We start from the raw sequence: 25,026 nt of genomic DNA, 5'->3' as shown, positions 1-25,026 counted from the left end.
TCCGACGAGGGCGGGGACGACGACGCGCAGGAGATCATCGATCCGGGTGGCGGGCGACGCGGGCGCGCTCACGGCGTGGGCTCCGTCGACAGGGTCGCGGGGGTCGCCGGGGTGGAGGAGTCGTCGCGTGCCGCGGGACGGTGGGCGCCCGACAGGAGGTCGAGGTAGCCGGCGTCGCGCAGGGCGACGAGCACGTCGTGCAGGGCGTCGTCGATGGAGCGGCCCGTGGTGTCGACGCGGACGTCGGCGTCTGCGGGCTCCTCGTAGGGCGAGGAGATGCCGGTGAACTCGGGGATCTCGCCGCGGCGGGCCTTGGCGTAGAGCCCCTTGCGGTCACGCCGCTCGCACTCCTCGAGCGGGGTGGCGACGTGGACCAGGAAGAAGGCGCCGCCGGCGGCGTCGACCATCTCGCGCACCTGCTGGCGGGTCTCGTCGAAGGGGGCGATCGGGCTGCACACGGCCAGGCCGCCGTGGCGGGACACCTCGGCGGCGACCCAGCCGATGCGGCGGATGTTGGTCTCGCGGTCGGCCTTGGAGAAGGTCAGGCCGGCCGAGAGGTTGCGGCGCACGACGTCGCCGTCGAGGGAGGTCAGGCTGCGCCGGCCCTGCTCGAGCACGCGGTCCATCAGCGCCTGGGCCAAGGTCGACTTGCCGCTGCCCGAGAGGCCGGTGAAGAAGAGCACCAGGCCCTGGTCCTCGGGGGCCGGGCGGTCGCGGTCGACGATGGCCGCGACGTCGTCAGGGAGGTCGGCGTCGTCGCCGGCGTCAGGGAGGGCCAGCACCGGGTCGCCGGCGGCGAAGGTCTCGACGACCTGCACGCCGAGGGCGTGGTCGGCCTCGGCGTCGTCGTGGGAGGCCAGCGGCACGGCCACGACGACGGCGTCGGGCAGCGAGGCGGCGGCGGCCAGCGTGGCCCGGACCAGGGCGACCGGCGACAGGTCCGCCGTGCCGGTGCCGACGAGGGCGAGCAGCGCGACGGGGCCGACCTCGCGCAGCCGGTCGAGCTGGTCGAGGCTCAGCGGGCCGGCGACGGGCACGAAGGTGCGGCCCGCGTGGCGGCGTCGGACGCTGCTGGGGGAGAGGTAGCGGTCGCGGAAGGGGCCGAACTGCGCGTGGGTCAGCGCCTCGACCGGTCCGGTCGGCCAGGGGGCGCGCGCCAGCGGCAGGCCCTCGGGGTCGACCAGCTCGACGGCACCGGCGGCCCGGGCCGCCTCGTCGACGTCGGTCGGGAGGGTCAGCGTCACGACGCTGCCGTCCTGGTTGAAGCCCGTCAGCGGCGCGAGGGCCCCGGTGGTGAGCAGCTCGAGGTCGTCGAGCTCTCGTGGGGTCGGGCAGTGCTGGGGCACGGAGGAGGCAGACACGGCCGCCATCCTAAGCGGAGTAATCGAGGGGACTTGAGCGGTCGACTCGGCGTCGGTCGGGAGGGGGCACGCGGCTAACCTCGCGGGCATGTCCTCAGCCCAGCCAGCAGCCGAGATGCCCGTCGTCGTCGCCGAGATCCAGCGCTCCGGATTCGTCGAGGGCCACCACTACGGATCGGTCGTGGCGCTGGGCGCCGACGGAGCCGTGGAGTGGTCGGTCGGCGCTGTCGAGACGCCGATCCTGCCGCGCTCGTGCAACAAGCCGGTGCAGGCCCTCGGCATGGTCGAGGCCGGCCTCGACCTGCCGCCCGACCTGCTCGCGCTGGCCTGCGCGTCGCACTCCGGGGAGCCCTTCCACATCGACGGCGTCCGGCGCATCCTCGCCAGCGCCGGGCTCGAGGAGAGCATGCTGCTGACGCCGGCCGACTACCCGCTCGACGACCAGGCCCGTGAGGACGTCATCCGCGCCGGCGGCGCCAAGGCGCCCGTGCTGATGAACTGCTCGGGCAAGCACGCCGCCATGCTCGTCACCTGCGCGGTCAACGGCTGGGACCTCGCCACCTACCGCGACGCCGACCACCCGCTCCAGGTCGCACTCCGTGCCACCTTCGAGCGGCTCACCGGCGAGGGCGTCGACACCGTGGCCGTCGACGGGTGCGGCGCGCCGCTGCTGTCGACCTCGCTGGTCGGTCTCGCGCGGGCCTTCCGCGCCCTCGCGGTGGCCGAGGACGGCCCCGAGCGCCGGATCGCCGAGGCGATCCGCGCCTTCCCGCAGAACGTGTCGGGCAGCCGACGCGACGAGCTCACCCTGCTCACCGCCCTGCCGGGTGCGATCGGGAAGGCGGGTGCGGAGTCCTGCTACGCCGTCGCCCTGCCCGACGGGCGGGCCTTCGCGCTGAAGACCGACGACGGCGCCCCGCGGGTGCGCCCGGTGCTGATGGCCGAGGCGCTGCGGCGCAGCGGGGTCGACGCCGAGGAGTGGGTGGACGGGGAGGCCGTGCGGCGCACGGGTGAGCTGGTGCTGCTGGGCGGGGGAGTGCCGGTCGGGCGGATCGTGGCCTGCTTCTGAGCTCATCCAGAAGGGTGTGCTAGCGGTGCTAGCGGGAATAGGCCCCGCCGTGTGAGGCGGTGCACAGTGCTAGCGCTTGCAAGCGCTAGCAATTGCTAGCACTATGGAACGCATGGCACAGGGAAAGGTCGGCAAGACCGTCGTCTCGCTCGGCGACTACCTCAAGGAGCAGCGCACCACCGCGCAGCTCTCCTTGCGGCAGCTCGCCCAGCAGGCCGGCGTCTCCAACCCCTACCTCAGCCAGATCGAGCGCGGGCTGCGCAAGCCCTCCGCCGAGGTGCTCCAGCAGATCGCCAAGGCGCTGCGCATCTCGGCCGAGCAGCTCTACATCCACGCGGGCATCGTCAGCCCCGACGACGGCGTCGGCGGCAGCGTGGAGATCGCCGTGCTCAACGACACGGCGCTCACCGAGCGGCAGAAGCAGTCCCTGCTCGACGTCTACCAGAGCTTCCTCGCGCTGAACGCCACCGGGCAGGGCAGCACCTCCCCGGCCGCGACCGGCGACGAGGCCTGAGCGACCACCACCCAGGTCCGGCACGGAGCCGGACCGACCCCACAGGAGGAAACAGACATGGCGAAGGCCAAGTTCGACATCAAGACCGAGGCGACCAAGGGCCTCTACGCGGGTGCCGGCGTGGCCGACCTCGCCGTCGAGGCGGTCCGCGACTACGTCGCCGACGTGCAGAAGAAGGTCTCCGACGTGCAGAAGGACGTGCACGCCAAGGTCAACGGCCTCAAGCCGGCCGCCCTGCGCGACAAGGCCACCACCGCGGTCAGCAACCGTGTCGAGACCATCACCGACGAGGCCAAGGCCCGCCGCGAGGCCATCGAGGCCCGCGTCGCCGAGCTCCAGGCGCTCCCCACGCGCGTGCAGTCGGCCGTCAACGAGAACGTCGACACCGCCACCTCGGCCTACGCCGACCTGGCCAAGCGCGGCGAGGTCCTCGTCGGGCGCATCCGCAAGCAGGAGGCGACCCAGGCCACCGTGAAGCAGGCCAAGTCGACCAAGGCCCGCGCCAAGACGACCGCGACCCAGGCCAAGAAGTCGGCCGAGGCCACCACGAAGCAGGCCGAGACCTCGGCCAAGAGCACGGCCGAGACCGCGAAGAAGGCCGCCGCCTCGACCCGCAGCACCGCCAAGACCGCAGCCAAGAAGACCACCTCCACGGCCAAGACCGCCGCGAAGAAGACCACCACCACGGCCAAGAAGACCTCGGCGCCCGCCCAGAGCAGCGCGAAGGCCACCACCACCACGGCCAAGAAGACGGCCTCCGCCGCCACCGAGGCCGTCACCGAGGCCGCCAAGAAGGTCGGCGACTGAAGAGACCCCGACGACGACCAGCTGATGCTGTTCTGACTCACGCACGACGACGAGACCCCCGGGCCCGCTGGCCCGGGGGTCTCGTCGTTCGGTGGGCAGGGCGCCGTCGGAGGGCGTCGCGCCCCCGAGCGGGGCGTCGTTGGCTAGGCTCGGGGCGTGCCCAACGTGACCGAGCTCGAGCTCAACTTCTACCTCGTCGTGGCCTTCGTGATCCTCGTGGTGAAGATCTTCACCTTCGTCAACGCGCTGATGTTCTCCGGCGAGGCCTACGAGGCGGCCGGCAAGCTGACCAAGCCGGCCTGGTGCCTGATCCTCGGCATCGGTGTGGCGGTCAACGTGCTCCTGCTGGGCTCGCCCATCTCGTTCCTCAACCTGATCTTCCTCATCGCGGCGCTGGTCTACCTCGCCGACGTGAGGCCCGCGCTGCTCTCGTTGACCAGGCGGTGAGACGCTCCGGCCTCTACGCTGTGTCGGTGCGGCGTCTTCTGGCGGTCGGGTTCTTCCTCGCCCTGACCGTCCTGGCGCTTCTGCTGCTCGCAGGTCACGGCCCGTGGGCGGGGGAGTCGTTCTGGGCGTTCGACGAGTCCCACGGGTTGAACACCGGTGACGTCCCCGTCCTGGCGATCTGGGGCTTGGGCGTGGTGGGGTGCGTCCTGCTGTGGACCCACGACAGCTGAACCGGCGCTCGCCCTAGTCACAAATGACTAGGGCGGTCGCGCCGATCGCATCGTGCACGTGGTCCGTGGATGCCGCGATGATCTCAGTGTGAACCTCGTCCTCTCCCTCTTCGTCGGATGGATGCTGCTGTCGGTGCCGCTCGGCCTCGCCGTGGCCGCCGTGCTCCGGGGCCCGAGACGACGCCTGCGGGTCGGCTCCCTCACGCCGGTGCCCGTAGTCGGAGACAACGCCCTCATGGACGTCGCCTGATCGGACGCTGCGACCGTCCGGGCTCCTGAGTCCGGCCCCGAACGACGGGCCGATGAAGTTTCGATGTCGGCGTCATTCCGAGCGCGCTGCTGCGCTTACCCTTTACTGTGAGCGGTCACCACGGCCGCCGCCGTCGGTGCTTGCTCCGACGGCAAGCACGGGGGGACGAGAGACATGGCATCTGAGTTCGAGCAGCGGCCCTGGGGCGCCTGGTACGTCCTGGACGAGGACGAGGGCTTCAAGGTCAAGCGGATCGACGTCAAGCCGCATTCGCGGCTGAGCTACCAGACGCACGAGCACCGCGCGGAGCACTGGTTCGTCGTGACCGGCAAGGCGACCTGCGTCATCGACGGGGAGACCATCATCGCCGGGCCGGGTCAGACCGTCGACGTGGAGATCGGTCAGGCCCACCGGATCATGAACGAGGAGGACACCCTCCTGCAGATCGTGGAGATCCAGATGGGCCGCTACACCGGCGAGGACGACATCGTGCGCCTCGAGGACGACTACGGGCGCCACGACGCGGTCTGAGGTCCCCGCGAGGATTCCGTGGCCGAGGGCCGTCACCTCGCGAAAGCATGAACGGTGGCCGGTGGGCCTAGTCATCATTGACTAGGCCCACCGCCACGTTCGTGCGAAGCGGCGTGCCTCGGCCGCAGTCGATGATGGGCGGGTGAACGCCGTCCTGATCCTGCTCGTGACCTGGATCCCGCTCTCGCTCCCGCTCGGCATGGTCGTCGCTGCGATCCTGCGGGGCGCGCTCTCGGCTGCGCCGCAGAGACGGGCCCACCAGCCGCTCAGCCTCGTGTCCCGGCCGTCAGACACCGAGGCCCCGCTGGCTGACGTCGCCTGACGAGGTCTGCCGCGGCGACCCCAGGCCGGTAGCCCAGGCGGGCCAGCCTGTTCGGGTGGAGGTGACGCAGAGGAGCAGCGGGTAAAGTAGGGAAGGTCCCGAGGCACCCCGTGGTCCCGCCGTCCAAGGCGAGCCCGCCCCGGGTCGCTCCGCCACCCTGGCGCTCCGGCGCCGGTCAGGTGCTCCACGTGATCCTCACCCACCTGCTGACGCAGCCCGGCCTCTGCTCGCTGCGATACGCCGGTGACCTCGACGCGTTCACCGCTGCGTCCATCCGACGAGCCGTCGGCGACGCCCTGGCGTCGGGTTGTCGTCAGGTCGTTCTCGATCTCACCGACGTGGCCTTCGTCGACGCCTCAGCCCTCGGAGTGCTCGCGCGCACCTGGGCCGATGTCACCAGGTCGGGCGCCGGCATCGTGATCGAGAGCGCGAGCGCCACGTTCGAGCGGACGTCGCGGCGCGCCGGCACCACCGCGGTCTTCGCGTCGGCCTGAGGGCCGGCCCGTCGCGCGCCGACCGGCCCTCGGCCAGGGGGCGTCAGCCGACGAGCTCGTCCACCGGGACCGCCACCGGCCGCCGGCCGGACCGCCGGCGCAGCACGACCAGGACGCCGGAGGCCCGCTGGGGGTAGACCACCCGGCTCATGAAGGCGTACCGCCCCGCGAAGGCCAGGACGATCAGGCCCGCCTGCGAAGCGAGCTCGCCTGCGCCGAGGACGCCGACGGCGAGCACGAGGAGGGGCAGGCGCACCAGCTGCTCCAGGTTGTTGAACAGCACTGCCTGCCACGCCCTGCGTCGACGAGATGAGAGCCCGCGTCGGTCGCCGAAGACGAACCGCTCCTGCAGGACGAAGTTGCTGACGATGGCGACCTCGGTCGCGAGCACGCTGGCCGGCAGGTAGTGCACGCCCACGACCAGCAGCAGCGCCATGCACGCCAGGTTGACCGCGAGACCGGTCAGCCCGACCAGGCCGAAACGCGCCATGCGACCGGCCCTGAGGTTGAGCAGCTGACGCACGAAGAGGATGCCCTGGCGCAGGTCGGCCTTCGACTCACCCGCGTGGCGCTCGCCGAACTCGAAGGGGACCTCGGTGACCCGCAGAGGGTGGCGCGCGAGGATCTCCAGCAGGATCTTGAAGCCCATGGGCTCGAGCCGGTCCACGTCCAGCGCGCTGCGCCGCACGGCGAAGAATCCCGTCATGGGGTCGGTGCAGTCGCGCAGTCGCCGGGGGAACAGCGCCTTGGCGGACCACGTCGACGCCCGGCTGACCGCGTGGCGCAGTCCGCCGGCGAGGCCGTCGGCTCCTCCGTCCTCGCAGTAGCGCGACGCGACGGCGACGTCGTGGCCCCGGAGGGCCGCCACGAGCAGCGGCACCGTGGCGGGTGGGTGCTGCAGGTCGCCGTCCATGACGACCACGGTCTCGGCGCTGCTGGCCCGGATACCCGCGATCACCGCGCCCCCGAGCCCGCCCTGGCGCTGGCCTGCCGCGCGGTGGACCAGCCTGACCGGCAGGTCGACCTCGCGGGCGACGGCCCGGACGACGTCGGGCGTGGCGTCGTCGGAGTCGTCCACGAAGACCACCTCGTGCCGGCCGTCGCGGCCGAGCACCTCCTGCAGGGCCAGCACGAGCGGCACGACGTTGTCCTGCTCGTTGTAGGTCGGCACGACCACGGAGGTCGTCGGACGGACCGCCGGACCCTGGTCGCGTCGGTGCGCGACGGACGCCGCAATGCTGGGGTCGTCCTTGAGGTCGATCGTGGTCACTGGGCCCTCCGCCACACGTCGTAGAGCTTGGTCTGAGCGGGTCCGTCGACGACCCTGCGGATCTGCACCAGGGTCGAGCGCTCGCCCCACTCCGCCACGGGCTCGCTGTGACGGATGGCTCGCGAGAGCTGGGGCTTGGACTCCAGCGTGAGTCGGGAGTCGAGGATGGTGCGGTCGAGCACCAGGTAGTCGACCGAGCGCCACCCGTCGGGCAGGTTGGCCCTGCGGGCGATGGGGTCACCGTCGAGCTTGTAGGCCCAGATGGGCCCGGACCAGCCGTCGGAGGACCACCCGAGGTTGACGAGAGTGCTCCAGTAGGAGTCGCTGGCGGCGATCCTGGTGTCGCGCTCGAGGTTGGCGTCCATCCACGCGACGGCCGAGTCGTACGGTTCGGTGCCCTCGTCGGTCAGGGCGAGCTCGATGCGGTCGGCGTGGGTCGGGCCGGTCCAGGCCACGACGGCGAGGAGTGCGGCCGCCAGGCCAGCGCGCCCGACCAGGCGCAGGCGCGGGCCCCGGGAGGACACCGCCGTGGTCGCGCGGTCGGCGACCCCGGCGATCGCGACGGCGGCGAACGGCAGCACACCGATGACGTACATGACGGGCATGTAGCCCCCCGGTCGCAGCGCCACGACCGCCATCGTGGTGACGAGGACGCCGACGCAGCGCAGCCGCGGGACGGCCAGGCACACCAGGCCGGCGACGACGCCGCCGATCGGGAGGAGCTCGTCGTAGAACAGCCAGCTGTCGAGGACGGTATAGGCGTCGCTCCCCACCTGCCAGAAGTTGCCGGAGCCACCGCGGTCGACGAGCTGGAACAGGACGGCGTCCTGGACCGACACGTGGTCGGGACCGGCGAACAGCTCGAGCTTGAGGAGGGCGTAGAGCGGGTAGAGGCCGACGACCAGACCGCTCGCCATCAGCGCGCCGACCACGCCGAAGGCTCGGGTGGGACGGTAGGCGTAGGCCCACAGGCCGGCCAGGAGCGCCGGTGCGGCGAGCACGGCCGTCTCCTTGGTGAGCACGGCGACGCCGAAGCAGACGCCGGCGCCGACGTACTGCCACAGGTTGCGACGCGGGCTGGTGACCAGGGCCATCGCCCCGACGACCCACGGGAGCGTCAGGTTGTCGAGCATGACCTGGCGTCCCTCGAACACCACGAGCGGCGAGAGGCCCCACAGCAGCATCGCGCCCAGGGAGAAGCCGCGCCGAAGGCCGAGGTTGCGGCTCAGACGGTAGACCAGCAGCGCGGTCACCGCGGTGTAGAGCACCATGACGTAGCGCGCCACGGTGATGCTGGGCTCCACACCGACGAGGGTCGGAAGGCCGAGGAACGAGGCCAGCTGCAGCCAGCCGGCCGGCGGGTGGTCGTACCAGTAGGTGTAATGGGCCAGGTCGCCCTGGTAGACGGCCCAGGCCTGGGCGACGTAGGTGCCCTCGTCGTCAAAGTAGGCCGGCCACCCGTTGAGGTTGGCCACGTGGACCAGGACGACGAGGGCGACGGCGAGACCGACCCAGACGGCCGGGCTGGGACGGCGACGGAGCCCGCCGCGACGGTGGGGTGAGCCCGGCGTCTCCGGCGCGTCGGACGGGCGGTCCACGGGGCCGGTGGGCACCGGGGCGAGGTGGCGGCCTTCCAGGAGACTCATGCCGCCACCTCCTCGAGGTGCGCACCCACGTGGCTGGTCTTCTCCCACGAGAAGTTGCCGCTCCAGTACTTGCCGACAGCGCGCAGCGAGGCCGCGGCCAGCAGCAGCTGGTAGAACGGCGTCGAGACCACGAGCCACACGTAGTCCAGGGCGCGGATGCGCACCTGGAGGTCGCGACCGAACTCGTGGAGCACGATGATCTCGAAGGCGATCGTCATCAGGGCCGGCGCGAGCGGGGCGAAGGCGATCAGCACGGCGAGGATCGGGAGGCCCCCGATGATGGCCGACGCCACCGCGAGGGGCAGCACCAGCCCGGCGAAGGCCACCGTGTACTGCTGACTCAGCAGCCAGAGCGCCCGGACGCGCTGCCGGCGCGTGGGGAGCTTGCGCCACTCGCCCTTGGCCATGACCTGCATGAAGCCGAGCGCCCACCGCGTGCGCTGCTTGACGAACGCGGCGACGGTGTCGGGGGTCTCCTCCTGGGTGACCAGGGCGGGCTCGTAGACGCAGACGGTCTTCTTGCCCAGAACGGAGAGCCTGACGCCGATCTCGCAGTCCTCGGCGAGGCAGTCACCGTCCCAGCCCCCGACCTCCTCGAGCAGCGCTCGACGGATGAAGACGGTGTTGCCGCCCAGAGGCACGAAGCCGTTGTCGGCGTGACCGTGCAGGCGCGAGCGGAACCAGATCCGGTACTCCAGGCAGTTGCGCAGGCTGAACCATCGGCTGCGCAGGTTCATGAGGTGCACCGCGCCCTGCACGACATCGGCGCCTTCGCGCCGGAAGGTGTGGTCGACGTGGCGCAAGAGGCCGGGAGCGGTGAGCGACTCCGCGTCGATGATGCCGACGACGTCTCCGGAGCACTCCTGCAGGGTGCTGTTGAGCTGGCGCGGCTTGTTCTTGTGCTCGTCGTGGTTGATCGCGATGTGCACGCGAGGGTCACGGGCCGCGATGCGCCGAGCCGCCTCGATCGTCGCCTCGTCGTCGTGGCCGAGACTGATGAAGACCTCGAAGTCAGGGTGGTCCTGCGCCAGGAGGCGACGGACCGTCTCGGCCATCACGCGCTCGCTCTCGTCGCGGCACGGCATGATCAGGCTGAACGACAGTCCCGGTCGGTCGGTGCGCGGAGCGTTGATCGACTCGTAGGCCTCAGGCGAGCCCCAGGCGTGCATCATCCACCACAAGGTGGCCGCCGAGATCGTCGTGAGCGCGACAGCCACGACCACGACCAGGACGACGAGCGCCGTCACGGGTGTCGCTCGCGGCGTGTGGTGGACGTGCCGTGCGTGGGCACAGCAGTAGTGAGTGACATCGTCTTTCCCCCCGGTTGCGACGATCAGTGGACCGGGGGGCGGCGACGGTGCCGCACCAGAACCCCAGGTCGGGATGGACTGTACAAATGTCCGATCGACTATGGCAATCGTCGGTTAAATCACGTAGTGGGCTTTTGGGTTAACGCCAGGTTTCCCGCGCCCGCCTGTCACGCCCCGTTCACCGGCGCGTCGAGCGGGTCGACGTGGCGGTGAACGGGGGTGAGTGAGGCCGCGCCGCACTCGGTGCGCCGGCCCCCGTCCGACCTCCGTCGCAGGTCAGAGACCTGAGACGGGTGCCGAACGCCCCGGTCGACGCCACCCGTGAGCGGGGTCGGAGCACCCGAGGGCTGCGACACGTCGTGCGTTCGATCATGCATCTCACGTGTCGGACTAGAAAATTCTCGACCGATCGGAGGATGCGCGGAGGGCTCGGTCCGGACTGGCTTTGCTTTGCGAGTCGTGTTCTCCTGTGGACGGATCCGAGGCGGCCGGGCAGCGACCGGGCATCACCGCGCGGGTCCTTCAGATCGATCTGGGGGGATCACATGAGCATCACCGCTGGGCGAGTGCGCCCTGACGAGGGGCGGTCCGGGCGCGGTCCGGGACTGCGCTCCTCCTCCGTGGCCGACCTCGAGGTCGTCATCCCGGTGCTCAACGAGGAGCTGCGCCTGGGCGCCACCCTCGACGAGATCGCCGTGGCTCTGGCCGACGCGCCCTTCTCCGTGTCCGTGGTCGTCGTCGACAACGGATGCACCGACGGGACCGCCGACGTGCTGGAGCGCTTCCGCGACCGGCTCGACCTCCGTCTGGTCAGCTGCTCGGAGCGGGGCAAGGGCGCGGCTGTCAGGCGCGGTGTGCTGGAGACCCGGGCCGCCGTCGTCGCCTACTGCGACGCCGACCTGTCGACGCCGCCGAGTGCATTGCTGGACGGGATGCAGATGGTGCGCGGTGGTCACGACGCGGTCATCGGGAGCCGGCGGGCCATCGGCGCGAGCATCGAGGTGCCCCAGAGCCTGTTGCGCCAGGTCGGTAGCCGGGCCTTCAACCGCGTGGCCACGACCATCGTCGGCCCGATGCCCGACACCCAGTGCGGGTTCAAGATGCTCGACGGCGCGTTGGCCCGGCGGGTCTTCGGCACCATGCGCCTGCAGGGCTACGCCTTCGACGTCGAGCTGATCGCCCGCATCCAGCGGACCGATGCCGTGGTGGCCGAGCTGCCGGTGAGCTGGTCGAACGACGCTGGTAGCCGGTTCAACGTCGTCAGCGACGGCTGGCGCTCCTTCCGCGACCTGATGACCGTGCGCCGGGTGCTCAACGAGACCGAGGCGGTGGCCCGTGCGTGACGACACGAGCGGATACGTCGTCGTGGCCAACTGGCGCGACCTCGACCACCCGCAGGCGGGTGGGGCGGAGTTGGTGTGCGACGAGGTCGCTGCGGACCTCGCCCGGAGGGGACACCGCGTGGTGCTGCTGACTTCCTCCGTGGCAGGCCGGCCGCGCGAGGAGGAGGTCCACGGCTACACCGTGCGTCGGCGGGGTGGTCGCTTCACCGTCTACGCCTGGGCGCTGCTGTGGCTCCTCCTGCACCGTCGCAGCGTGCGGGCCGTGATCGACTCCCAGAACGGCATCCCGTTCTTCAGCCCGCTCGCGGTGCGGCGCTCGACCCCGTGCCTCCTCCTGCTGCACCACGTGCACCAGGACCAGTTCGCCCTCTACTTCCCGCGGCCGGTGGCCGCGGTCGGACGCTTCCTGGAGTCCACGGTCTCGCGCGCCGTCTACGGCACCAGGACGGTCATCGCCGTGTCCCCGTCCACCCGCCAGGGCGCGCGGGAGATCCTCCAGCTGCGCGGCGAGGTGAAGATCGTCCCGCCAGGCTGGCGGGTGAGTCTCGACCTCGCGACCTCCTCGCCGGTCAAGACGGACCATCCCTCCGTCGTGAGCGTCGGTCGCCTCGTGCCGCACAAGCGCACGGGCATGACCATCGAGGCGGTGGCCGCGCTTCGGGCGACGGTCCCCGACATCACCCTCGACGTGGTGGGAGGGGGCACCGAGTTGGAGGGTCTGAAGCGCCTGGCCGCAGACCTCGGCGTCGACGACATCGTCACCTTCCGGCCCCACTGCAGCAACGAGGAGCGCGACCAGGTGGTGGCAGCGTCGTGGCTGTGCGTCAACGCCTCCGAGGGGGAGGGGTGGGGCATCTCCGTCATCGAGGCCAACGCACTCGGCACCCCGGTGGTGGCCTACGCCCGCCCGGGACTGCGTGACTCCATCCAGCACGGCACCAACGGTTGGCTGATCGACGACGCCCAGCCGCTGGCGGAAGCGGCAGCGCCGCTGCTCGCCGAGCTCGCCGCCCCCGCACACCGGGCGGCCCTGGCCGCGGCCTGCCACGGCTGGGCTCTGAACTTCACCTGGAGCGCGATGACCGGGCGCATCTGGTCGGCCGTCGAGCAGGAGACCCGTCGCCTGTCGCTGCCCCACCCCGAGCGTCGTACGGGGTCAGACGTCTCGACGGTCGTGCGGGTGCCCGCCGAGCTGGTGCCGGTCGACTGGCAGCCCCGTCTGCGACACGGCGACGTGGTCAGCACCGGCCCGGGATGGGTCGAGGTCTTCCTCGCCAACGCCGACACCAGCGCGAGCGCCGCCGTGATGCGGCGCGTCGGCATCGTCGACGACGGGCGCATCGAGTACCGCGTCGCTCGCCGGCGGGACCACCTGGCTCCCCTGGCCGGCTGATCCGTGACCCAGACCGAGGACCGGGCCACGTCCGCGCGCCCTGAGCAGCCGGTCCACCGGGCCGACTCGCCGGTGAGGACGCACGCCTGGTCGACGCGCGCTGCTGCGACGCTGAGGAGGAGGCCGACGCTGCGACTCGTCGACCTGCTGCTCCCCGCGGGGCTGCTGGTGCTCGCGCTCGCGCTGCGGTGGTTCCGTGTGGAGAGTGCCTACGACGTCTTCATCGACGAGGTCACCTACCGCGAGCTCGCGCACAACGTGGCCACCGGTGCAGGGGTCGTGCTGTACGGCGAGCCCTTCACCCTGCACCCGCCGGTCTCCTTCCTCGTCCTCGGTGGTGCGCTCCGACTCCTCGGTCCCGACCTCGCCCCCCTCGACTCGATCCTGGCGCTGCGGCACGTGAGCGCGGCCGCCGGAGCCCTGGTCGTCGTCGCGGTCTGGGCCCTGGCCCGCCGTGTGGGTCTGGGCCGAGTCCCGGCCCTCGTCGCGGGTGGCCTGGTCGCCGTCGACCCCTTCCAGATCTCCTTCGACAGCAGAGTGCTGATCGAGCCCTTCGCCCAGCTGTTCCTCCTCGGGTGCCTGCTGCTCCTGGTCACCGCTGCTCGCACCACCGAGCGGACCCGCGAGCGGTGGGCCACCGCCGGCGCGGCCGTCCTCGGCGGGCTGACGCTCTCGACCAAGGAGACCTTCGGCATGGTGCTGGTCGGAGCCCTCGCCGTGTTGGCCCTGTGGTTCGGTGCGGCGGTGCGCCGGCGGACCACGGTGATCGTGCTGGTCGGCAGCATCGCCGGCTACGCGTTGTGCAGCCTGGCCGTGGCCTCGTCGTACGGCTTCTCCACGTGGTGGGACTCGCGGACCGAGGGGCTCGCGCGTCTCGTCGGCACCGAGCAGCCGACCGGCTTCAACTCCCCGACGACCCAGGTGACGCTCACCTCCCGCATCGCCGCCAACGCCCAGGACTTCGCGGTGACCTACGGCCTCCTCCTGCTCGGCGGCATCGCCACGCTCGTGCTGCTGCGGCGGCTCGTCGCCGCCAGCGAGCGTGCCGCTCTGAGGCCGGACCCGATCGCCGTGGTGCTGCCGGCCTGGAGCCTGGCTGCCTGCGGCTACCTCGTCTACGCCACGTTCATCGGCTCGATCGAGGAGCAGATGTACTACATCACCCTGGCGCCCTGCGTCCTGACCCTCGTCCTGTGGGCCCGGTCGTGGGCCGCCGGCATCGGTCACCGACTCGCCCCCGTCGTGGTCGCCGTCCTCGTGGTCGTGCCGGTGCTCTTCGACGTGTCGGTGTGGCACCGCACCCACACGACCGACGTCGATGCCTACGCGGCCTTCGTGCACTGGGAGGCCGACGCCATCACCGCCGGCAGCCGCATGGCGGTCACCGAGGGCACCGCGCAGTTCCTGGTCGAGAACGCCGAGCTGGGCGAGTGGTCGACCGTGCGCGAGTTCCGTCGCGAGGACGTCGACTACGTCCTCGTGCAGACCAAGCTCGTGCGTGAGGGGTACGGGCTCGCCAGGCCGGCCGTCCTGGCGCGTCTGGAGAAGCAGGCGGACGTCGTCTTCGAGGCGCCGGCGGGCGACGGAGACCGGCTCGTGCTCTTCGACGTGCGCCCCTTGACGGGCGGGTCGTCATGACCGGCTCGACCGTCGAGGACACCGCCGGACCCTCCTCGCCCTCCGCGTCGAGCGGCTGGGCCCGCGGGGCTCTCTGGCTCTCCCTGGCCGTCGTGGCCATCAGCGGCGGCAACTACCTCTTCAGCCTCTCCATGGCGAGGCTGCTGCCGCAGGCCGCATTCGTCGAGTTCGTCGGTGTGCAGTCGGTGCTCCTGGTGATCGGGACCGGGGTCATGGCGGCGGTGCCGTGGGTCGTGGCCCGCGAGGTGGCCCACGCCTCGACCCTGGGCGAGGGGGCGGGGCACGCCCGACGACAGGCACTCCACTTCGGGGTGGTCGCAGCCTCCGTCCAGGGTGTCGTGCTGGCGGCGCTGACGTTCGTGATCTGCCTGGGCATCGGAGGTCCCGGCCTCGCCCTCGTCGCAGCCGGCGCAGCACTGGCCACCTCGTTGCTCGCAGCCCCGGTCGGGTTCCTCCAGGGTCAGCAACGCATGTCGACCATCGCGCTGCTGCGCATCGGCGAGGCCGTGGGCCGGATCGTCATCGGCCTGGTCGCGGTGGTCGCGCTCGGCGGATCGGCGATCGGCGCGGTAGCCGGGATGCCCATAGCCAGCGCACTGCTGCTGGGGGCGGCTGTCGTCCTGTGCCGCGCCGGACTGCCGCTGCGGCGACCCCGTCGGGGCGTCACCCGCGAGCTGTTGTCGACGGCCCTGGTGCTCGGCGTGGTGCAGGTGCTGCTGACGATGCTGTCGAGCGTCGACACCGTGGTGGCGGCAGCCGCTGGCTGGTCGGACCTGGACGGGTACGCCTACCAGGCCGCCGCGCTGCTCGGGCGCGCGCCGCTCTTCCTCAGCATCGCCCTCGGCCAAGCCATCTATCCCGCCCTCGTCGCCGCTCGGTCCGACGAGGCTCATGCCGAGCAGCTGCGGCTCGGGGTAGCCCTCTTCGCCCGACTGGGAGTCCTCGCGCTCCTCGCCTTCCTCACCGTGCCGACCGACCTGGTCGCGGTGGTGGGCGGTGAAGCCGCCGCCGAGGTGTCCGCGCTGGTGCGCATCACCGGGGTCACGGGAGTGGCTGCCGGTGTGGTCAACCTCCTCGTGGTGGGCCTCCTCGCCCGCGCGCGCTCCCGCACTGCGCTCCTGGTCCTGCTCGCGGCCGCCGTGCTGCAGACCGTCGCCCTCCTGCTGGCGTCCACGCGCGGTGCATACGCCGTGGCGCTCACCGCGGCCGTCGTCATGGTGGGACTGCTGTGCCACCTCGCGGTGCGCACCCGGTCGTGGCGCCCCTGGGCAGGTGTCGGGCGGTCGGATCTCGCGGGCGCCCTGCTCGCCACGGCGTTCCTCGCAGGCGCCGACGCCTCCGGCTCCACCTGGGTCTGGCTCCTGGCCGTGCCGCTGGCCACCGCGGCGCTCCTCGGCACCTCCCTGCACACCATCCTCGTAACGAGAGGCGACTCATGACGGACCAGCGCGTCAGCCATCACCGCCCTGGGATGCAGCGACCTGAGAAGACCCGAATGGTCGCATCTGCGACGATTCCACGCTGCCACGGCATCACCATGGGCGTCCAACACCCCCCGGACTGGGGTCACGAATGCCCCGAGCGTTCTGCTCCTGCGACCACTTCTCACCTCGCGACTGTGCTGCGCGAGGCAGCCGCGAAGTACGGAGCCGAGTTCGTGGATCCCACCCCGGAGCTCGATGTCTGGGGCGACTACCTCGCCGACCACATGCACTGGAGTGCCTCGGGCCATGAACGCTTCGCCGGCGTCGTGACCGCACGGATCGACGTGAGCCCGTCGACGGTCGGGCGGCAGCAGTGAAGGCCGACAGCCCGCACCGCAGGCTCCGCATCCTCCACCTCGGGTTCGAGGACCACCGACGCCCCGGGAGCGGTGGCGGCTCGGCACGCAACCGGGCTGTCAACGCGCGGCTCGCCCGGCACCACGACATCACGATGGTCACCGCCCGGTACCCGGGCGCGGAGGACCGTGTCGAGGACGGCGTACGTCACGTCCACCTCGGCATCGGTCGTGGCTACATGGTCTCGCTTCTCAGCTACTTCGCCTGCCTGCCGTGGTTCCTCCTGCGCCACTCCCGGCACCACGACCTCGTCGTGGAGGAGTTCGCGGCGCCACTCGGGTCGGTCTCGGCGCCGCGGTGGACCCGACGTCCGACGCTCGCGGTGGTCCAGTGGCTGGACGCAGCGGGCAAGTCGCGGCAGTACCACCTGCCGTTCCTCGCCTTCGAGTCCCTGGGGCTGCGCTCGCACCGCCGAGCGGTGGCCGTCTCGCACGACCTCGCCGACCAGATCGGGTCCCGCGCACCTGCGCTACGCGTGGACGTCGTGCCGAACGGGGTCGAGCCGGAGGCCTTCGAGGTGAGCGAGCCCGACAGCGGCGACGTGGTCTACCTCGGCCGCCTCGAGATCGCGCAGAAGGGCCTGGACCTGCTGTGCGAGGCGTGGGCTCGCGCGGCCGACCGGATCGGAGGGCGCCTGCTCATCGCAGGCGACGGTCCCGACCGGGCCAGGCTGGAGCGGCTCTGCGAGCGTCTCGGCATCGCTGACAGCGTGGTGATGCTCGGCCGTGTGGAGGGGGAGGAGAAGCTGCGGCTGCTCGCTGGCGCGCGGGTCGTCGCGATGCCCTCGCGCTATGAGACCTTCGGCATGGTGGCGGTGGAGGCGCTGGCCTGCGGCAGCCCCGTGGTGGCCTACGCCATCCCCTGCCTGCGCGAGGTCGTGCCCGAGGGGAGCGGCGTCCTCGTGACGGACCTGCTCGACGCGGGGGCCTACGCCGAGGCGCTCGCGGCCGCGTGGCACGACCCCGGTCTCAAGGCCCGGGCCGCCGGGAGCGGGCGCGACTTCGCCCGTCGCTTCGAGTGGGACGCCATCGCGCGCGAGCAGGAGGCGGTCTACCTCGACGTGGCCCGAGCGGGCGCGGCGTCCAGGCCCGCTCCGGGGGAGCGCAGGTGAGCCCGGGCGTGCCAGCCCCGGAAGGGAGCCAGCACCGGCGCGACATCCAGGGTCTCCGCGCCCTCGCGGTCGTGGCTGTCGTCGGCGACCACCTCCTCGGCTGGCCCGCGGGCGGGTTCGTCGGGGTCGACGTCTTCTTCGTCCTCTCGGGCTTCCTCATCACCGACCTGCTGCTGCGGGAGCGGGCTGCCACCGGCCGCATCTCCCTGAGGGGCTTCTACGAGCGACGTGCTCGCAGGCTGCTGCCAGCGGCCTGGCTCGTGCTCGCCGTCACCCTCCTCGGGTCCTGGCTGATCTACTCCGGCCCCCGGCTCGCGGCCACCGTCGCCGACGCCGGGTGGGCTGTGGCCTTCGCCGCCAACTGGCGCTTCGGGCTCGAGGGCACCGACTACTTCCGGGCCGACGCGCCACCGTCGCCGCTGCAGCACTACTGGTCGTTGGCCGTCGAGGAGCAGTACTACGTCGTCTGGCCGGTGCTCCTGGTCGCCCTCGTGGCCCTGGCCTCGCGCGCAGGCGTCCGTGGCGCTCAGCGTGTGGTCGTGGGGGCGACGGCCGCCCTGGTCGCGCTCGCGTCGTTCGTGTGGGCGGTGCACGAGTCTGCCGTCGCCCCCACGGTGGCCTACTTCTCCACCTTCTCCCGGGCCTGGGAGCTGGCCGTCGGGGCGGGTCTCGCGGCCGGTGTGCCGGTGCTGCGCCGGATACGCCCCGTCCCGGCTCGGGTGCTGTCGTGGGTCGGGCTGACGGGCATCGTGGCCTCGATGCTGCTGGTCGGCTCCGACCTGGCGTTCCCCGGCCCCTGGGCGGCCGCCCCCGTCGCGGCCACCGCCCTGGTGGTGCTCGCCGGGGTGCCCGAGCACGCCGACGGTCCGTGGCTGCTGCGCAACCGCGTCGCCACCTGGCTGGGCGACCGCTCCTACTCCCTGTACCTGTGGCACTTCCCGGTCATCGTCCTCGGGTTCGCGGTCGTCGCGGAGACGACGGTGACCCGCGCCGGTGCGGCGCTCGCGATGCTGGTCGCCGCCTACTACTCCTACGAGCTGGTGGAGACCCCGCTGCGCCGCTCGCGACGGCGGACCTCCGGGCGACCGGCCACCTCGGGCGTGCTCACGCCCCGGTATCGGCTGCTGGTCGCCAGTCTCGGCGCCGTCGTGGTGACCGCCCTGCTCGCCGGCCTCGCCCTGCGGCCCACCGTCGCGAGCCCGGAGGTCGACCTGACCGGAGCGGCTCCTGCGGCGACGACGATCGTGCCGCCGACCGGGGCGGAGGCGCGCTGGCAGGAGAAGGTGCTGGCAGCGCTGGAGACGGCGGACTGGCCAGTGCTCGATCCGAGCATGGAGCAGGCGATCGGGAGCGCCCAGGCGCCGTCCGACGTGGTGGCGTGCGGGGTGAGCACGGAGACGGTCGACCTCGAGGCGTGCACGTGGGGGCCGCCGGACGCCCGCAGGACCGCCGTGGTCGTGGGCGACTCCGTCTCGCTGACCTACGTCGCCCCCCTGCGCGGGGTGCTCGAGGCCCGCGGGTCGTGGGACCTGGTCAGCCTGGGCACGTTCGGCTGTCCCTTCGTGCCCCTGCCGGTCGGCAGCAGCAGTGAGGCCGTCGACGACTGCGCGACGCGCCGGGCCGAGGCCCTCGCCACCATCGCCGACCTCGACCCCGACGTGGTGGTCGTGGCCAACTCGTCGGAGACACCCGACGTGCTCGGCACCGGCGACTCGGTGAGCGACACCGGGTGGGCGCGGGGTGTGGAGCAGCTGCTCGCGCCCGCGGTCGCCACGGGGGCCGCAGTGGTGATCCTCGCCCCGCCGCCCGGCGGGACCGACATCGAGGAGTGCTACACCCGGCTTTCCTCGCCTGTCGACTGTGTCGGGCAGGTGAGCGACTCGTGGGTCAGCCGGGCCCGCTCCGAGCAGACGATGGCCACCGAGCTCGGCGGCACGTGGATCAGCTCGGCGCCGTGGTTCTGCTTCCGGGACCAGTGCCCGAGCTTCGTGGACGGTGTGCCCGTGCGGTCGGACGCCGTCCACATGACGACGGCCTTCGCCGAGCGGGTGGAGCCCCTGCTGGCCTCCGCCCTGCGCTCCACCGCCGCGCTGACCGGCGGTGCGAGCGAGGCAGGCGGTCCGCTGGTCAGGGGGCCAGAAGGCGCCGGTAGTCGTCCAGGGTCGCCCACCGACCGTCCTGGAGTTGGGCTGCGTTCATCCACACCAGGCCGGTGAGGCCCAGCTCGTGCACCCGGTCGACCGAGCGCTGCATCTCCTCGGGGGAGTTGGTGCCGGTGTTCTCGCCGGCGACCGGCAGGCCCAGGGGCTGCGCGAGTCGCACCAGGTGCCGCACCGGGCTCTCGTAGACCGGGTCGGCGCCCTGGTCAGCAGCGTCGACCCAGGTGGTGTACGCCTCGTTGTGCCCGCGCACGGTGGCCGCGCGAGGCAGCAGACCGGCCCAGTCGAGGCCCTCGTTGAGGGCGCCGGTCAGCTCGCCACGGGTGGCGCCGCGCAGGCCGCCCGCCACGGCCTTGTCGACGTCGCCGGGACGCACCCCCCACCCCGGGAGCAGCAGCTGGAGGGTGGGCCTCCACCCGAAGGCCCTGCGGTAGTGCCGCAGCTGCCACATCCCGTAGTCGTTGATCTCCTCGAGGTACCACGCCAGGAAGGCGGCCGTCTCCTCGCTCGTGCCCTGCCCGGGTCGGTAGCCGGGCACGGGAGACTGGGCCTGGGCCGTGGGACTGAAGGCCCACAGGCTGTTGCGGTGGTCGCCGACGGTCGCAGGGGGGTAGTGGAGCTCGTTGTACCAGAGCCCGCCGACGCGGATCGCGGCGATGGGGCCGTCGTCGAGCACCGCCGACAGCCGGTGGAGGTAACGGTTCTGGGCCCGTCGCACCCTCGGGTTGAAGACGGCGTCGGGCACCCGAGCACCGACCTGGCCCTGCCAGACGTCGCCGTACTGGTTGACGAAGCGGGTGTCGCCGCCGACGTCGAACACCCAGGACGGCGGGTACTGCAGGCCGGCGTCGAGGATGACGTCGAGGCCTGCCGCGCGGATCTGCTCGGCGCGACCGGCGACCTGGGCGGCGTAGGTCGGGTCGATACGGCCCCGCTGCGGCTCCAGCCGGTCCCAGCCGACCTCGAGCGAGACCGCGGTCACTCCGGTCCCGGTCAGCGTGGTCAGGTCGAGTGCGTTGGCGCCCAGGATCCCGTAGTAGGTGTGCGCGGGGTCGGCTGCACCTTCGTGGGCGGCGGCCGGCGGCAGCGTGCCGGTGGACCCCACGGCCACGAGGCAGAGCGCCAGGACGGACGCCAGGCGGGCGCGCGTCGTCGGGTCGCTCGGGCGACGGCGGGGGCGGGGGGGCATGGCGCCAGCCTCGCAGAGGCGGGCGGCTCGCGCGGCGTCGTGAGAGGTAGCGCACCGGTCGGGCGACGAGATGGTCATTCATGACCATGCGGTTCGCGCCGACCGGTCGGTCAGTCGGTCGCCGTCCGGTGGGTGGGTGCGCCGGGTCGCTGGCTAGGCTCGCCTGGTGAGCGACGAGCCCGGCACCTCCCACTGGGCCGACTGGTCGCTCGACGACCTGCTGGCCGCCAAGGCCGCGAGCGGGCTGCGGGTCAGCCTCGTCGTGCCGGCCCGCAACGAGGCCGCCACCGTCGGCGACGTCGTCACCCGGGTGCGCGAGGCGCTCGTGGAGACCGTCGCGCTGCTGGACGAGATCGTCGTCATCGACTCCGACTCCACCGACGCGACCTACGAGGTCGCCACCGACGCCGGCGCCGTGGTGCACCGCTCCGCGGAGGTGCGCCCCGAGCTGGGCAGCCACCCCGGCAAGGGCGAGGCGATGTGGAAGTCGCTCTTCGTGACCACCGGCGACGTGTTGGTCTTCATGGACGCCGACCTCGTCGACTGGGACACCCACTTCGTGCCCGGTCTGCTCGGCCCGCTGCTGACCCGGCCCGAGGTCGGGCTGGTCAAGGGCTTCTACGAGCGGCCCGGCACCGGCGAGGGCCCCGAGGGGCTCGGCGCGCTCGACGGTGGTCGGGTCACCGAGCTCGTCGCCCGCCCGGTCATCGCCCTCGAGCACCCCGCGCTCGCCGGGCTCGTGCAGCCCCTGGCGGGGGAGTGGGCGATCCGTCGCGAGCTCTTCGCGTCGCTGTCGGTGCCGACTGGCTACGCCGTGGAGCTGGCCGCCCTCATCGACACCTGCCGGCTGCGGGGAGCCGGCGCGATCGCCCAGGTCGACCTCGGGCGGCGCGCGCACCGCCACCAGGCGCTGCTCGACCTCGGGGCCATGGCCGTGCAGATCCTCGCGGCCGTCGAGCGACGGCGCGGTGGTGTCGAGACGCTCGCTGGCGCTCGCTCCTCAACCACCGTGGGAGGTGCTGGCGCTGGCTCCTCACCCACCGGGGGAGGTGCTGGCGCTGGCTCCTCGACCGGCGGGGGAGGCGCCGCCGAGTCGGGCCGGAGGGGGGAGGGAGCGGTGCGGCTGCGGCAGTACCGTCCCGACGGCGGGCGCATCTGCCCCGTCGAGCGCGACGTACCGATCATCGAACGACCACCCGCGAAGGACCTCCTGTGACGCTCAAGCTCGGCCGTCGTGAGTTCGACGACGACGCCATGCTGATGATGGCCATCGTCAACCGCACCCCCGACTCCTTCTTCGACAAGGGCGCCACCTGGGCCGAGGACAAGGCGCTCGCGCGCGTGGCGCAGGTCGTGGCCGACGGCGCCGAGATCGTCGACATCGGCGGCATCAAGGCCGCCCCCGGCGTCGAGATCGACGCCGCCGAGGAGAAGGCGCGCGTCGTCGACTTCGTCGCGCAGGTGCGCGCCGAGCACCCCGACCTCGTCATCTCCGTCGACACCTGGCGCGCCGAGGTCGGCCGGGCGGTCTGCGAGGCCGGCGCCGACGTGCTCAACGACGCCTGGGGCGGGGCCGACCCCGAGCTCGTCGACGCCGCCGCCGAGGCCGGCGCCGCGGTGATCTGCACCCACACCGGCGGCGCGACGCCGCGCACCCGCCCCTTCCGGGTGGAGTACGACGACGTCGTCGCCTCCGCGATCGCCGACACCATGGCCTACGCCGACCGGGCCGTCGCCGCCGGCGTCGACCCCCGCAGCGTGGTCATCGACCCCGCCCACGATTTCGGCAAGAACACCTTCCACTCCCTCGAGGTCACCCGTCGCATCGGGGAGATGGTCGACACGGGTCGCCCGGTGCTGGTGTCGCTGTCGAACAAGGACTTCGTGGGGGAGTCGCTCGACCTGCCGGTCGGCGAGCGACTCGTCGGCACCCTGGCCGCCACCGCGCTGTGTGCCGCCGCCGGTGCGCGCATCTACCGCGTGCACCAGGTCGTGGAGACCCGCCAGACCGTCGACATGGTCAACACCGTCCTCGGGCGTCGCCGCCCGGCCCGAGCGATCAGGGGGCTGCAGTGAGTGCCGTGCGTGGTGCGAGGACCGTCGTGCTGGTGCCGGGGGTGCTCGCGCTGCTCCCCGAGTACGCCGGGATCGCCGACCCGGTCGCGGAGCTCCGCGCGGCGTGCGTCGCGGCGCTCGGGTCGCTCGCCGGCGCGGGGCCGGTCGCGCTCGTGGCCGACGCGCAGGGCGAGCGGGTCGCCCGCTCGCTGCTCGAGGCGGCGGGAGTCGCCGCCGACGTCGTCCCCGCGAGCACCGCGGCCGACCCCGCGAGCGAGCCTGCGGCCGACCCCGAAGGGTCGGCGTACGTGGTGGTGGCCAACGGGTCGGCGCGGCGCGGGGAGAAGGCGCCGGGCCACCTCGACGAGCGGGCCCCGAGCTTCGACGAGGCGTTGGGGAGGGCCCTCCGTCAGGTCGACGCGGAGCACCTGACACGCTTGGACCGCGAGCTCGCGGATCAGCTGCTGGTCGGCAACCCTGACGGGTTCGTGACGCTGGGCCGGCTCCTCGGGGGCGGACAGGGGGCCTGGCGGGCAGAGGTGGACTTCGCCGCCGACCCGTTCGGCGTGCAGTACTGGGTGATGAGGTGGACATGCGAGTCCTGATCGGTCCCGACACCGTCGGACCTGACGTGAGCGACGACGACCTGCGCGAGCTCTACTCGGCGCCGTCGACGCCGTGGCTGCGCGCCAACATGGTGAGCACGGTGGACGGCAGCGCCACCGGCGACACCGGGGTGAGCGGCTCGATCAACAACGCCGCCGACAAGCGGGTCTTCGACACGCTGCGCTCGCTGGCCGACGTGATCATCGTCGGCGCCGGCACGGCCAAGGCCGAGGGCTACCGCCCCACCGACACCCCGATCGTGCTGGTCAGCCGCAAGGCGCAGGTGCCGCCCTCGTTGGTGGGTGCGCCGGCCGGCTCGGTCTACCTCGCCACCTGCTCGCGCTCCGACGGCATCGAGAAGGCCCGGGCGACCCTCGGCGAGGAGCACGTGCTGACCCTCGGGTCCCACCGGGTCGACCTGCCGCTGCTCAAGGCCACCCTGGCCGAGCGCGGCTGGGGCAACCAGCTGTGCGAGGGCGGGCCGCACCTGCTGCGCGACATGGTCTTCCAGGGCTGTGTCGACGAGCTCACCGGCACCACCGTGCCGCGCCTGGTCGCCGGCAGCAACGGCCGGATCACCGAGGGCGCGCCGATCGACAAGCCGCTCGACCTGACCCTGCTGCTCGAGGACCACGGCACGCTGCTCGGACGCTGGCGCGTCGGCCAGTAGCTCTGCTGCGCCACCCGCGCGGGTGCGCGCCCGTCGCACGCGGGCGCCGGCGACCGGTCCCGCTGCGAGGCGGGTTCGGTGGAGGTCGTGCGCCACGCGGGGGAGACCCCACGTCTCGCACGACCTCCACCCGGGCGGGTGCCGCGCCCGTCTCGGGCGACCCCGGCCAGGTCGTCGGCCGCCCCGTCCCCCCGGAGCGGAGCGACTCGACGCGCACGTGGCGGGGGTCCCCCGTGGGTGCGGGCCGGGTGCCCGCACCGGTCGATCATGGCGGTCGGGGCGCCGCGGTCTGAATGGTCGGATCGGACCATTGTCTTTACTTTCCCAGGGCCTTACGTTGTAAGGCCCTGGGCGCCGGTGCTCGCCGTCAGTCGCCGGGAGCCGCGGGCCCGACGTACCGGACGGGGGCCTCGCTGGTGGCGGCCCAGTGGCCGCCGTAGGCGTCGGTGAAGACGAGGGTGAGCGGCAGGGAGAGCTCGGCGTGCTCGCCGACCTGGATCAGCACGCTGAACTCGCGGCTGCTGCGGCCGGGCATCTCCTTCGCGAGCATGCCGCAGACGAGGCCGTCCTCGCTCTCGTGGGTGACGGCGAGGTCGACGATCGGGGTGACGTCGTCGTTGCTCACCCGCAGCGTGCAGCGCACGGCGCCGACCCGGGTCAGCAGCGTCGTCTCGACGTCGGTCAGGCGGACGGCGGGCACGCCGGGGTCGCGACGGGGGGCGTCGTCGGATCGCTCGGGGGCGTTCACGGCTGTCCTCTTCCTGTCGCGG

General features: G+C 72.4%; 26 protein-coding genes. 20 read left to right on the top strand and 6 right to left on the bottom strand.

Going from position 1 to position 25,026, the window contains the following annotated elements; translation table 11 throughout:
* Positions 1 to 68 precede the first annotated feature (68 nt).
* Positions 69 to 1,361 (bottom strand): adenylyl-sulfate kinase, encoded by a 1,293-nt coding sequence (cysC, locus tag LPA27_RS19275; protein ID WP_267477213.1) that lies wholly within the window; start codon positions 1,359 to 1,361, stop codon positions 69 to 71.
* 88 nt (positions 1,362 to 1,449) lie between these two features.
* Here cysC and LPA27_RS12820 point away from each other — a divergent pair, with 88 nt between their 5' ends.
* The 9 genes from LPA27_RS12820 to LPA27_RS12780 all read left to right on the top strand — a co-directional run bounded on the left by LPA27_RS12820 (position 1,450) and on the right by LPA27_RS12780 (position 6,025).
* Positions 1,450 to 2,430, top strand: a complete 981-nt coding sequence (locus LPA27_RS12820) for an asparaginase (protein WP_228942687.1) — start codon at positions 1,450 to 1,452, stop codon at positions 2,428 to 2,430.
* A gap of 112 nt (positions 2,431 to 2,542) precedes the next feature.
* Entirely contained in the window at positions 2,543 to 2,944 is a 402-nt protein-coding gene (locus LPA27_RS12815; RefSeq protein ID WP_056903387.1) for a helix-turn-helix domain-containing protein, read from the top strand.
* A gap of 57 nt (positions 2,945 to 3,001) precedes the next feature.
* A complete protein-coding gene (locus LPA27_RS12810; RefSeq protein ID WP_228942686.1) occupies positions 3,002 to 3,751 on the top strand; it encodes a hypothetical protein in 750 nt (249 codons plus the stop codon).
* Between the two features lie 156 nt (positions 3,752 to 3,907).
* The gene (locus LPA27_RS12805; protein ID WP_056903389.1) at positions 3,908 to 4,198 is read left to right on the top strand and encodes a DUF2516 family protein; all 291 of its coding nucleotides are present in this window, start codon (positions 3,908 to 3,910) and stop codon (positions 4,196 to 4,198) included.
* A 26-nt stretch (positions 4,199 to 4,224) separates the two neighbouring features.
* A complete protein-coding gene (locus LPA27_RS12800; RefSeq protein ID WP_228942685.1) occupies positions 4,225 to 4,428 on the top strand; it encodes a hypothetical protein in 204 nt (67 codons plus the stop codon).
* A gap of 88 nt (positions 4,429 to 4,516) precedes the next feature.
* The gene (locus LPA27_RS12795) at positions 4,517 to 4,678 is read left to right on the top strand and encodes a hypothetical protein (RefSeq protein ID WP_228942684.1); all 162 of its coding nucleotides are present in this window, start codon (positions 4,517 to 4,519) and stop codon (positions 4,676 to 4,678) included.
* Between the two features lie 174 nt (positions 4,679 to 4,852).
* Positions 4,853 to 5,209 carry a phosphomannose isomerase type II C-terminal cupin domain gene (locus tag LPA27_RS12790; protein ID WP_056863437.1) on the top strand — a complete coding sequence of 119 codons (357 nt, stop codon included), beginning with the start codon at positions 4,853 to 4,855 and terminating at the stop codon, positions 5,207 to 5,209.
* A 142-nt stretch (positions 5,210 to 5,351) separates the two neighbouring features.
* Complete coding sequence (locus tag LPA27_RS12785; RefSeq protein WP_228942683.1) at positions 5,352 to 5,531, top strand: hypothetical protein; 180 nt, start codon at positions 5,352 to 5,354, stop codon at positions 5,529 to 5,531.
* A gap of 188 nt (positions 5,532 to 5,719) precedes the next feature.
* A complete protein-coding gene (locus LPA27_RS12780) occupies positions 5,720 to 6,025 on the top strand; it encodes an STAS domain-containing protein (RefSeq protein ID WP_056863439.1) in 306 nt (101 codons plus the stop codon).
* 43 nt (positions 6,026 to 6,068) lie between these two features.
* On the opposite strand, the gene LPA27_RS12775 is transcribed toward LPA27_RS12780, so the two are convergent.
* From LPA27_RS12775 to LPA27_RS12765, 3 genes are read right to left on the bottom strand one after another with little or no spacing between them, the layout of a single operon-like run.
* Positions 6,069 to 7,295 (bottom strand): glycosyltransferase, encoded by a 1,227-nt coding sequence (locus LPA27_RS12775; protein WP_228942682.1) that lies wholly within the window; start codon positions 7,293 to 7,295, stop codon positions 6,069 to 6,071.
* The gene (locus LPA27_RS12770; protein ID WP_228942681.1) at positions 7,292 to 8,941 is read right to left on the bottom strand and encodes an ArnT family glycosyltransferase; all 1,650 of its coding nucleotides are present in this window, start codon (positions 8,939 to 8,941) and stop codon (positions 7,292 to 7,294) included. Before LPA27_RS12770 ends, LPA27_RS12775 begins: the two co-directional genes overlap by 4 nt.
* The gene (locus LPA27_RS12765) at positions 8,938 to 10,188 is read right to left on the bottom strand and encodes a glycosyltransferase (RefSeq protein WP_056863441.1); all 1,251 of its coding nucleotides are present in this window, start codon (positions 10,186 to 10,188) and stop codon (positions 8,938 to 8,940) included. The genes LPA27_RS12770 and LPA27_RS12765 overlap by 4 nt, the downstream gene beginning before the upstream one ends.
* Positions 10,189 to 10,796: 608 nt before the next feature.
* Here LPA27_RS12765 and LPA27_RS12760 point away from each other — a divergent pair.
* The 7 genes from LPA27_RS12760 to LPA27_RS12730 all read left to right on the top strand — a co-directional run bounded on the left by LPA27_RS12760 (position 10,797) and on the right by LPA27_RS12730 (position 19,793).
* On the top strand, positions 10,797 to 11,594 hold the full coding sequence (locus tag LPA27_RS12760) for a glycosyltransferase (RefSeq protein ID WP_193666267.1): 798 nt from the start codon (positions 10,797 to 10,799) through the stop codon (positions 11,592 to 11,594).
* A complete protein-coding gene (locus tag LPA27_RS12755; protein WP_228942680.1) occupies positions 11,587 to 12,987 on the top strand; it encodes a glycosyltransferase family 4 protein in 1,401 nt (466 codons plus the stop codon). Before LPA27_RS12760 ends, LPA27_RS12755 begins: the two co-directional genes overlap by 8 nt.
* A gap of 72 nt (positions 12,988 to 13,059) precedes the next feature.
* Positions 13,060 to 14,625 (top strand): glycosyltransferase family 39 protein, encoded by a 1,566-nt coding sequence (locus LPA27_RS12750; protein ID WP_228942679.1) that lies wholly within the window; start codon positions 13,060 to 13,062, stop codon positions 14,623 to 14,625.
* The gene (locus LPA27_RS12745) at positions 14,622 to 16,064 is read left to right on the top strand and encodes an oligosaccharide flippase family protein (protein WP_228942678.1); all 1,443 of its coding nucleotides are present in this window, start codon (positions 14,622 to 14,624) and stop codon (positions 16,062 to 16,064) included. Before LPA27_RS12750 ends, LPA27_RS12745 begins: the two co-directional genes overlap by 4 nt.
* 179 nt (positions 16,065 to 16,243) lie before the next feature.
* Positions 16,244 to 16,426: a hypothetical protein gene (locus LPA27_RS12740; RefSeq protein WP_228942677.1), complete on the top strand. Its 183-nt coding sequence runs from the start codon at positions 16,244 to 16,246 to the stop codon at positions 16,424 to 16,426.
* On the top strand, positions 16,423 to 17,577 hold the full coding sequence (locus LPA27_RS12735; RefSeq protein ID WP_228942676.1) for a glycosyltransferase family 4 protein: 1,155 nt from the start codon (positions 16,423 to 16,425) through the stop codon (positions 17,575 to 17,577). The genes LPA27_RS12740 and LPA27_RS12735 overlap by 4 nt, the downstream gene beginning before the upstream one ends.
* 8 nt (positions 17,578 to 17,585) lie before the next feature.
* Complete coding sequence (locus LPA27_RS12730; protein ID WP_228942675.1) at positions 17,586 to 19,793, top strand: acyltransferase family protein; 2,208 nt, start codon at positions 17,586 to 17,588, stop codon at positions 19,791 to 19,793.
* On the opposite strand, the gene LPA27_RS12725 is transcribed toward LPA27_RS12730, so the two are convergent.
* On the bottom strand, positions 19,705 to 20,925 hold the full coding sequence (locus LPA27_RS12725) for a beta-galactosidase (RefSeq protein ID WP_228942674.1): 1,221 nt from the start codon (positions 20,923 to 20,925) through the stop codon (positions 19,705 to 19,707). The genes LPA27_RS12730 and LPA27_RS12725 overlap by 89 nt on opposite strands.
* A gap of 166 nt (positions 20,926 to 21,091) precedes the next feature.
* Here LPA27_RS12725 and LPA27_RS12720 point away from each other — a divergent pair, with 166 nt between their 5' ends.
* The 4 genes from LPA27_RS12720 to LPA27_RS12705 are packed head-to-tail and all read left to right on the top strand — an operon-like array spanning position 21,092 to position 24,256.
* Complete coding sequence (locus LPA27_RS12720) at positions 21,092 to 22,141, top strand: glucosyl-3-phosphoglycerate synthase (protein WP_228942673.1); 1,050 nt, start codon at positions 21,092 to 21,094, stop codon at positions 22,139 to 22,141.
* Positions 22,138 to 23,001 (top strand): dihydropteroate synthase, encoded by an 864-nt coding sequence (folP, locus tag LPA27_RS12715; RefSeq protein ID WP_228942672.1) that lies wholly within the window; start codon positions 22,138 to 22,140, stop codon positions 22,999 to 23,001. The genes LPA27_RS12720 and folP overlap by 4 nt, the downstream gene beginning before the upstream one ends.
* A gap of 5 nt (positions 23,002 to 23,006) precedes the next feature.
* On the top strand, positions 23,007 to 23,585 hold the full coding sequence (locus LPA27_RS12710; RefSeq protein WP_228942671.1) for a hypothetical protein: 579 nt from the start codon (positions 23,007 to 23,009) through the stop codon (positions 23,583 to 23,585).
* Positions 23,573 to 24,256 (top strand): dihydrofolate reductase family protein, encoded by a 684-nt coding sequence (locus tag LPA27_RS12705; protein WP_193666257.1) that lies wholly within the window; start codon positions 23,573 to 23,575, stop codon positions 24,254 to 24,256. Before LPA27_RS12710 ends, LPA27_RS12705 begins: the two co-directional genes overlap by 13 nt.
* Positions 24,257 to 24,623: 367 nt before the next feature.
* On the opposite strand, the gene LPA27_RS12700 is transcribed toward LPA27_RS12705, so the two are convergent.
* A complete protein-coding gene (locus LPA27_RS12700; protein WP_056863453.1) occupies positions 24,624 to 25,004 on the bottom strand; it encodes a hypothetical protein in 381 nt (126 codons plus the stop codon).
* Positions 25,005 to 25,026: the final 22 nt, after the last annotated feature.

It is taken from the genome of Nocardioides sp. Leaf374 (genome assembly GCF_916862475.1).
Classification (GTDB): domain Bacteria; phylum Actinomycetota; class Actinomycetes; order Propionibacteriales; family Nocardioidaceae; genus Nocardioides; species Nocardioides kribbensis.
The sequence above is the reverse complement of the archived record's forward strand: the minus strand, read 5'-3'. Positions and strand labels throughout refer to the sequence as shown.

Bases quoted from the DNA above. Each gene is read 5' to 3' on its own strand.
- LPA27_RS12760 (WP_193666267.1), top strand. From the start codon at position 10,797: ATGAGCATCACCGCTGGGCGAGTGCGCCCTGACGAGGGGCGGTCCGGG.
- LPA27_RS12820 (WP_228942687.1), top strand. From the start codon at position 1,450: ATGTCCTCAGCCCAGCCAGCAGCCGAGATGCCCGTCGTCGTCGCCGAG.
- LPA27_RS12790 (WP_056863437.1), top strand. From the start codon at position 4,853: ATGGCATCTGAGTTCGAGCAGCGGCCCTGGGGCGCCTGGTACGTCCTG.
- LPA27_RS12810 (WP_228942686.1), top strand. From the start codon at position 3,002: ATGGCGAAGGCCAAGTTCGACATCAAGACCGAGGCGACCAAGGGCCTC.
- LPA27_RS12725 (WP_228942674.1), bottom strand. From the start codon at position 20,925: ATGCCCCCCCGCCCCCGCCGTCGCCCGAGCGACCCGACGACGCGCGCC.
- LPA27_RS12745 (WP_228942678.1), top strand. From the start codon at position 14,622: ATGACCGGCTCGACCGTCGAGGACACCGCCGGACCCTCCTCGCCCTCC.
- LPA27_RS12770 (WP_228942681.1), bottom strand. From the start codon at position 8,941: ATGAGTCTCCTGGAAGGCCGCCACCTCGCCCCGGTGCCCACCGGCCCC.
- LPA27_RS12815 (WP_056903387.1), top strand. From the start codon at position 2,543: ATGGCACAGGGAAAGGTCGGCAAGACCGTCGTCTCGCTCGGCGACTAC.
- LPA27_RS12705 (WP_193666257.1), top strand. From the start codon at position 23,573: ATGCGAGTCCTGATCGGTCCCGACACCGTCGGACCTGACGTGAGCGAC.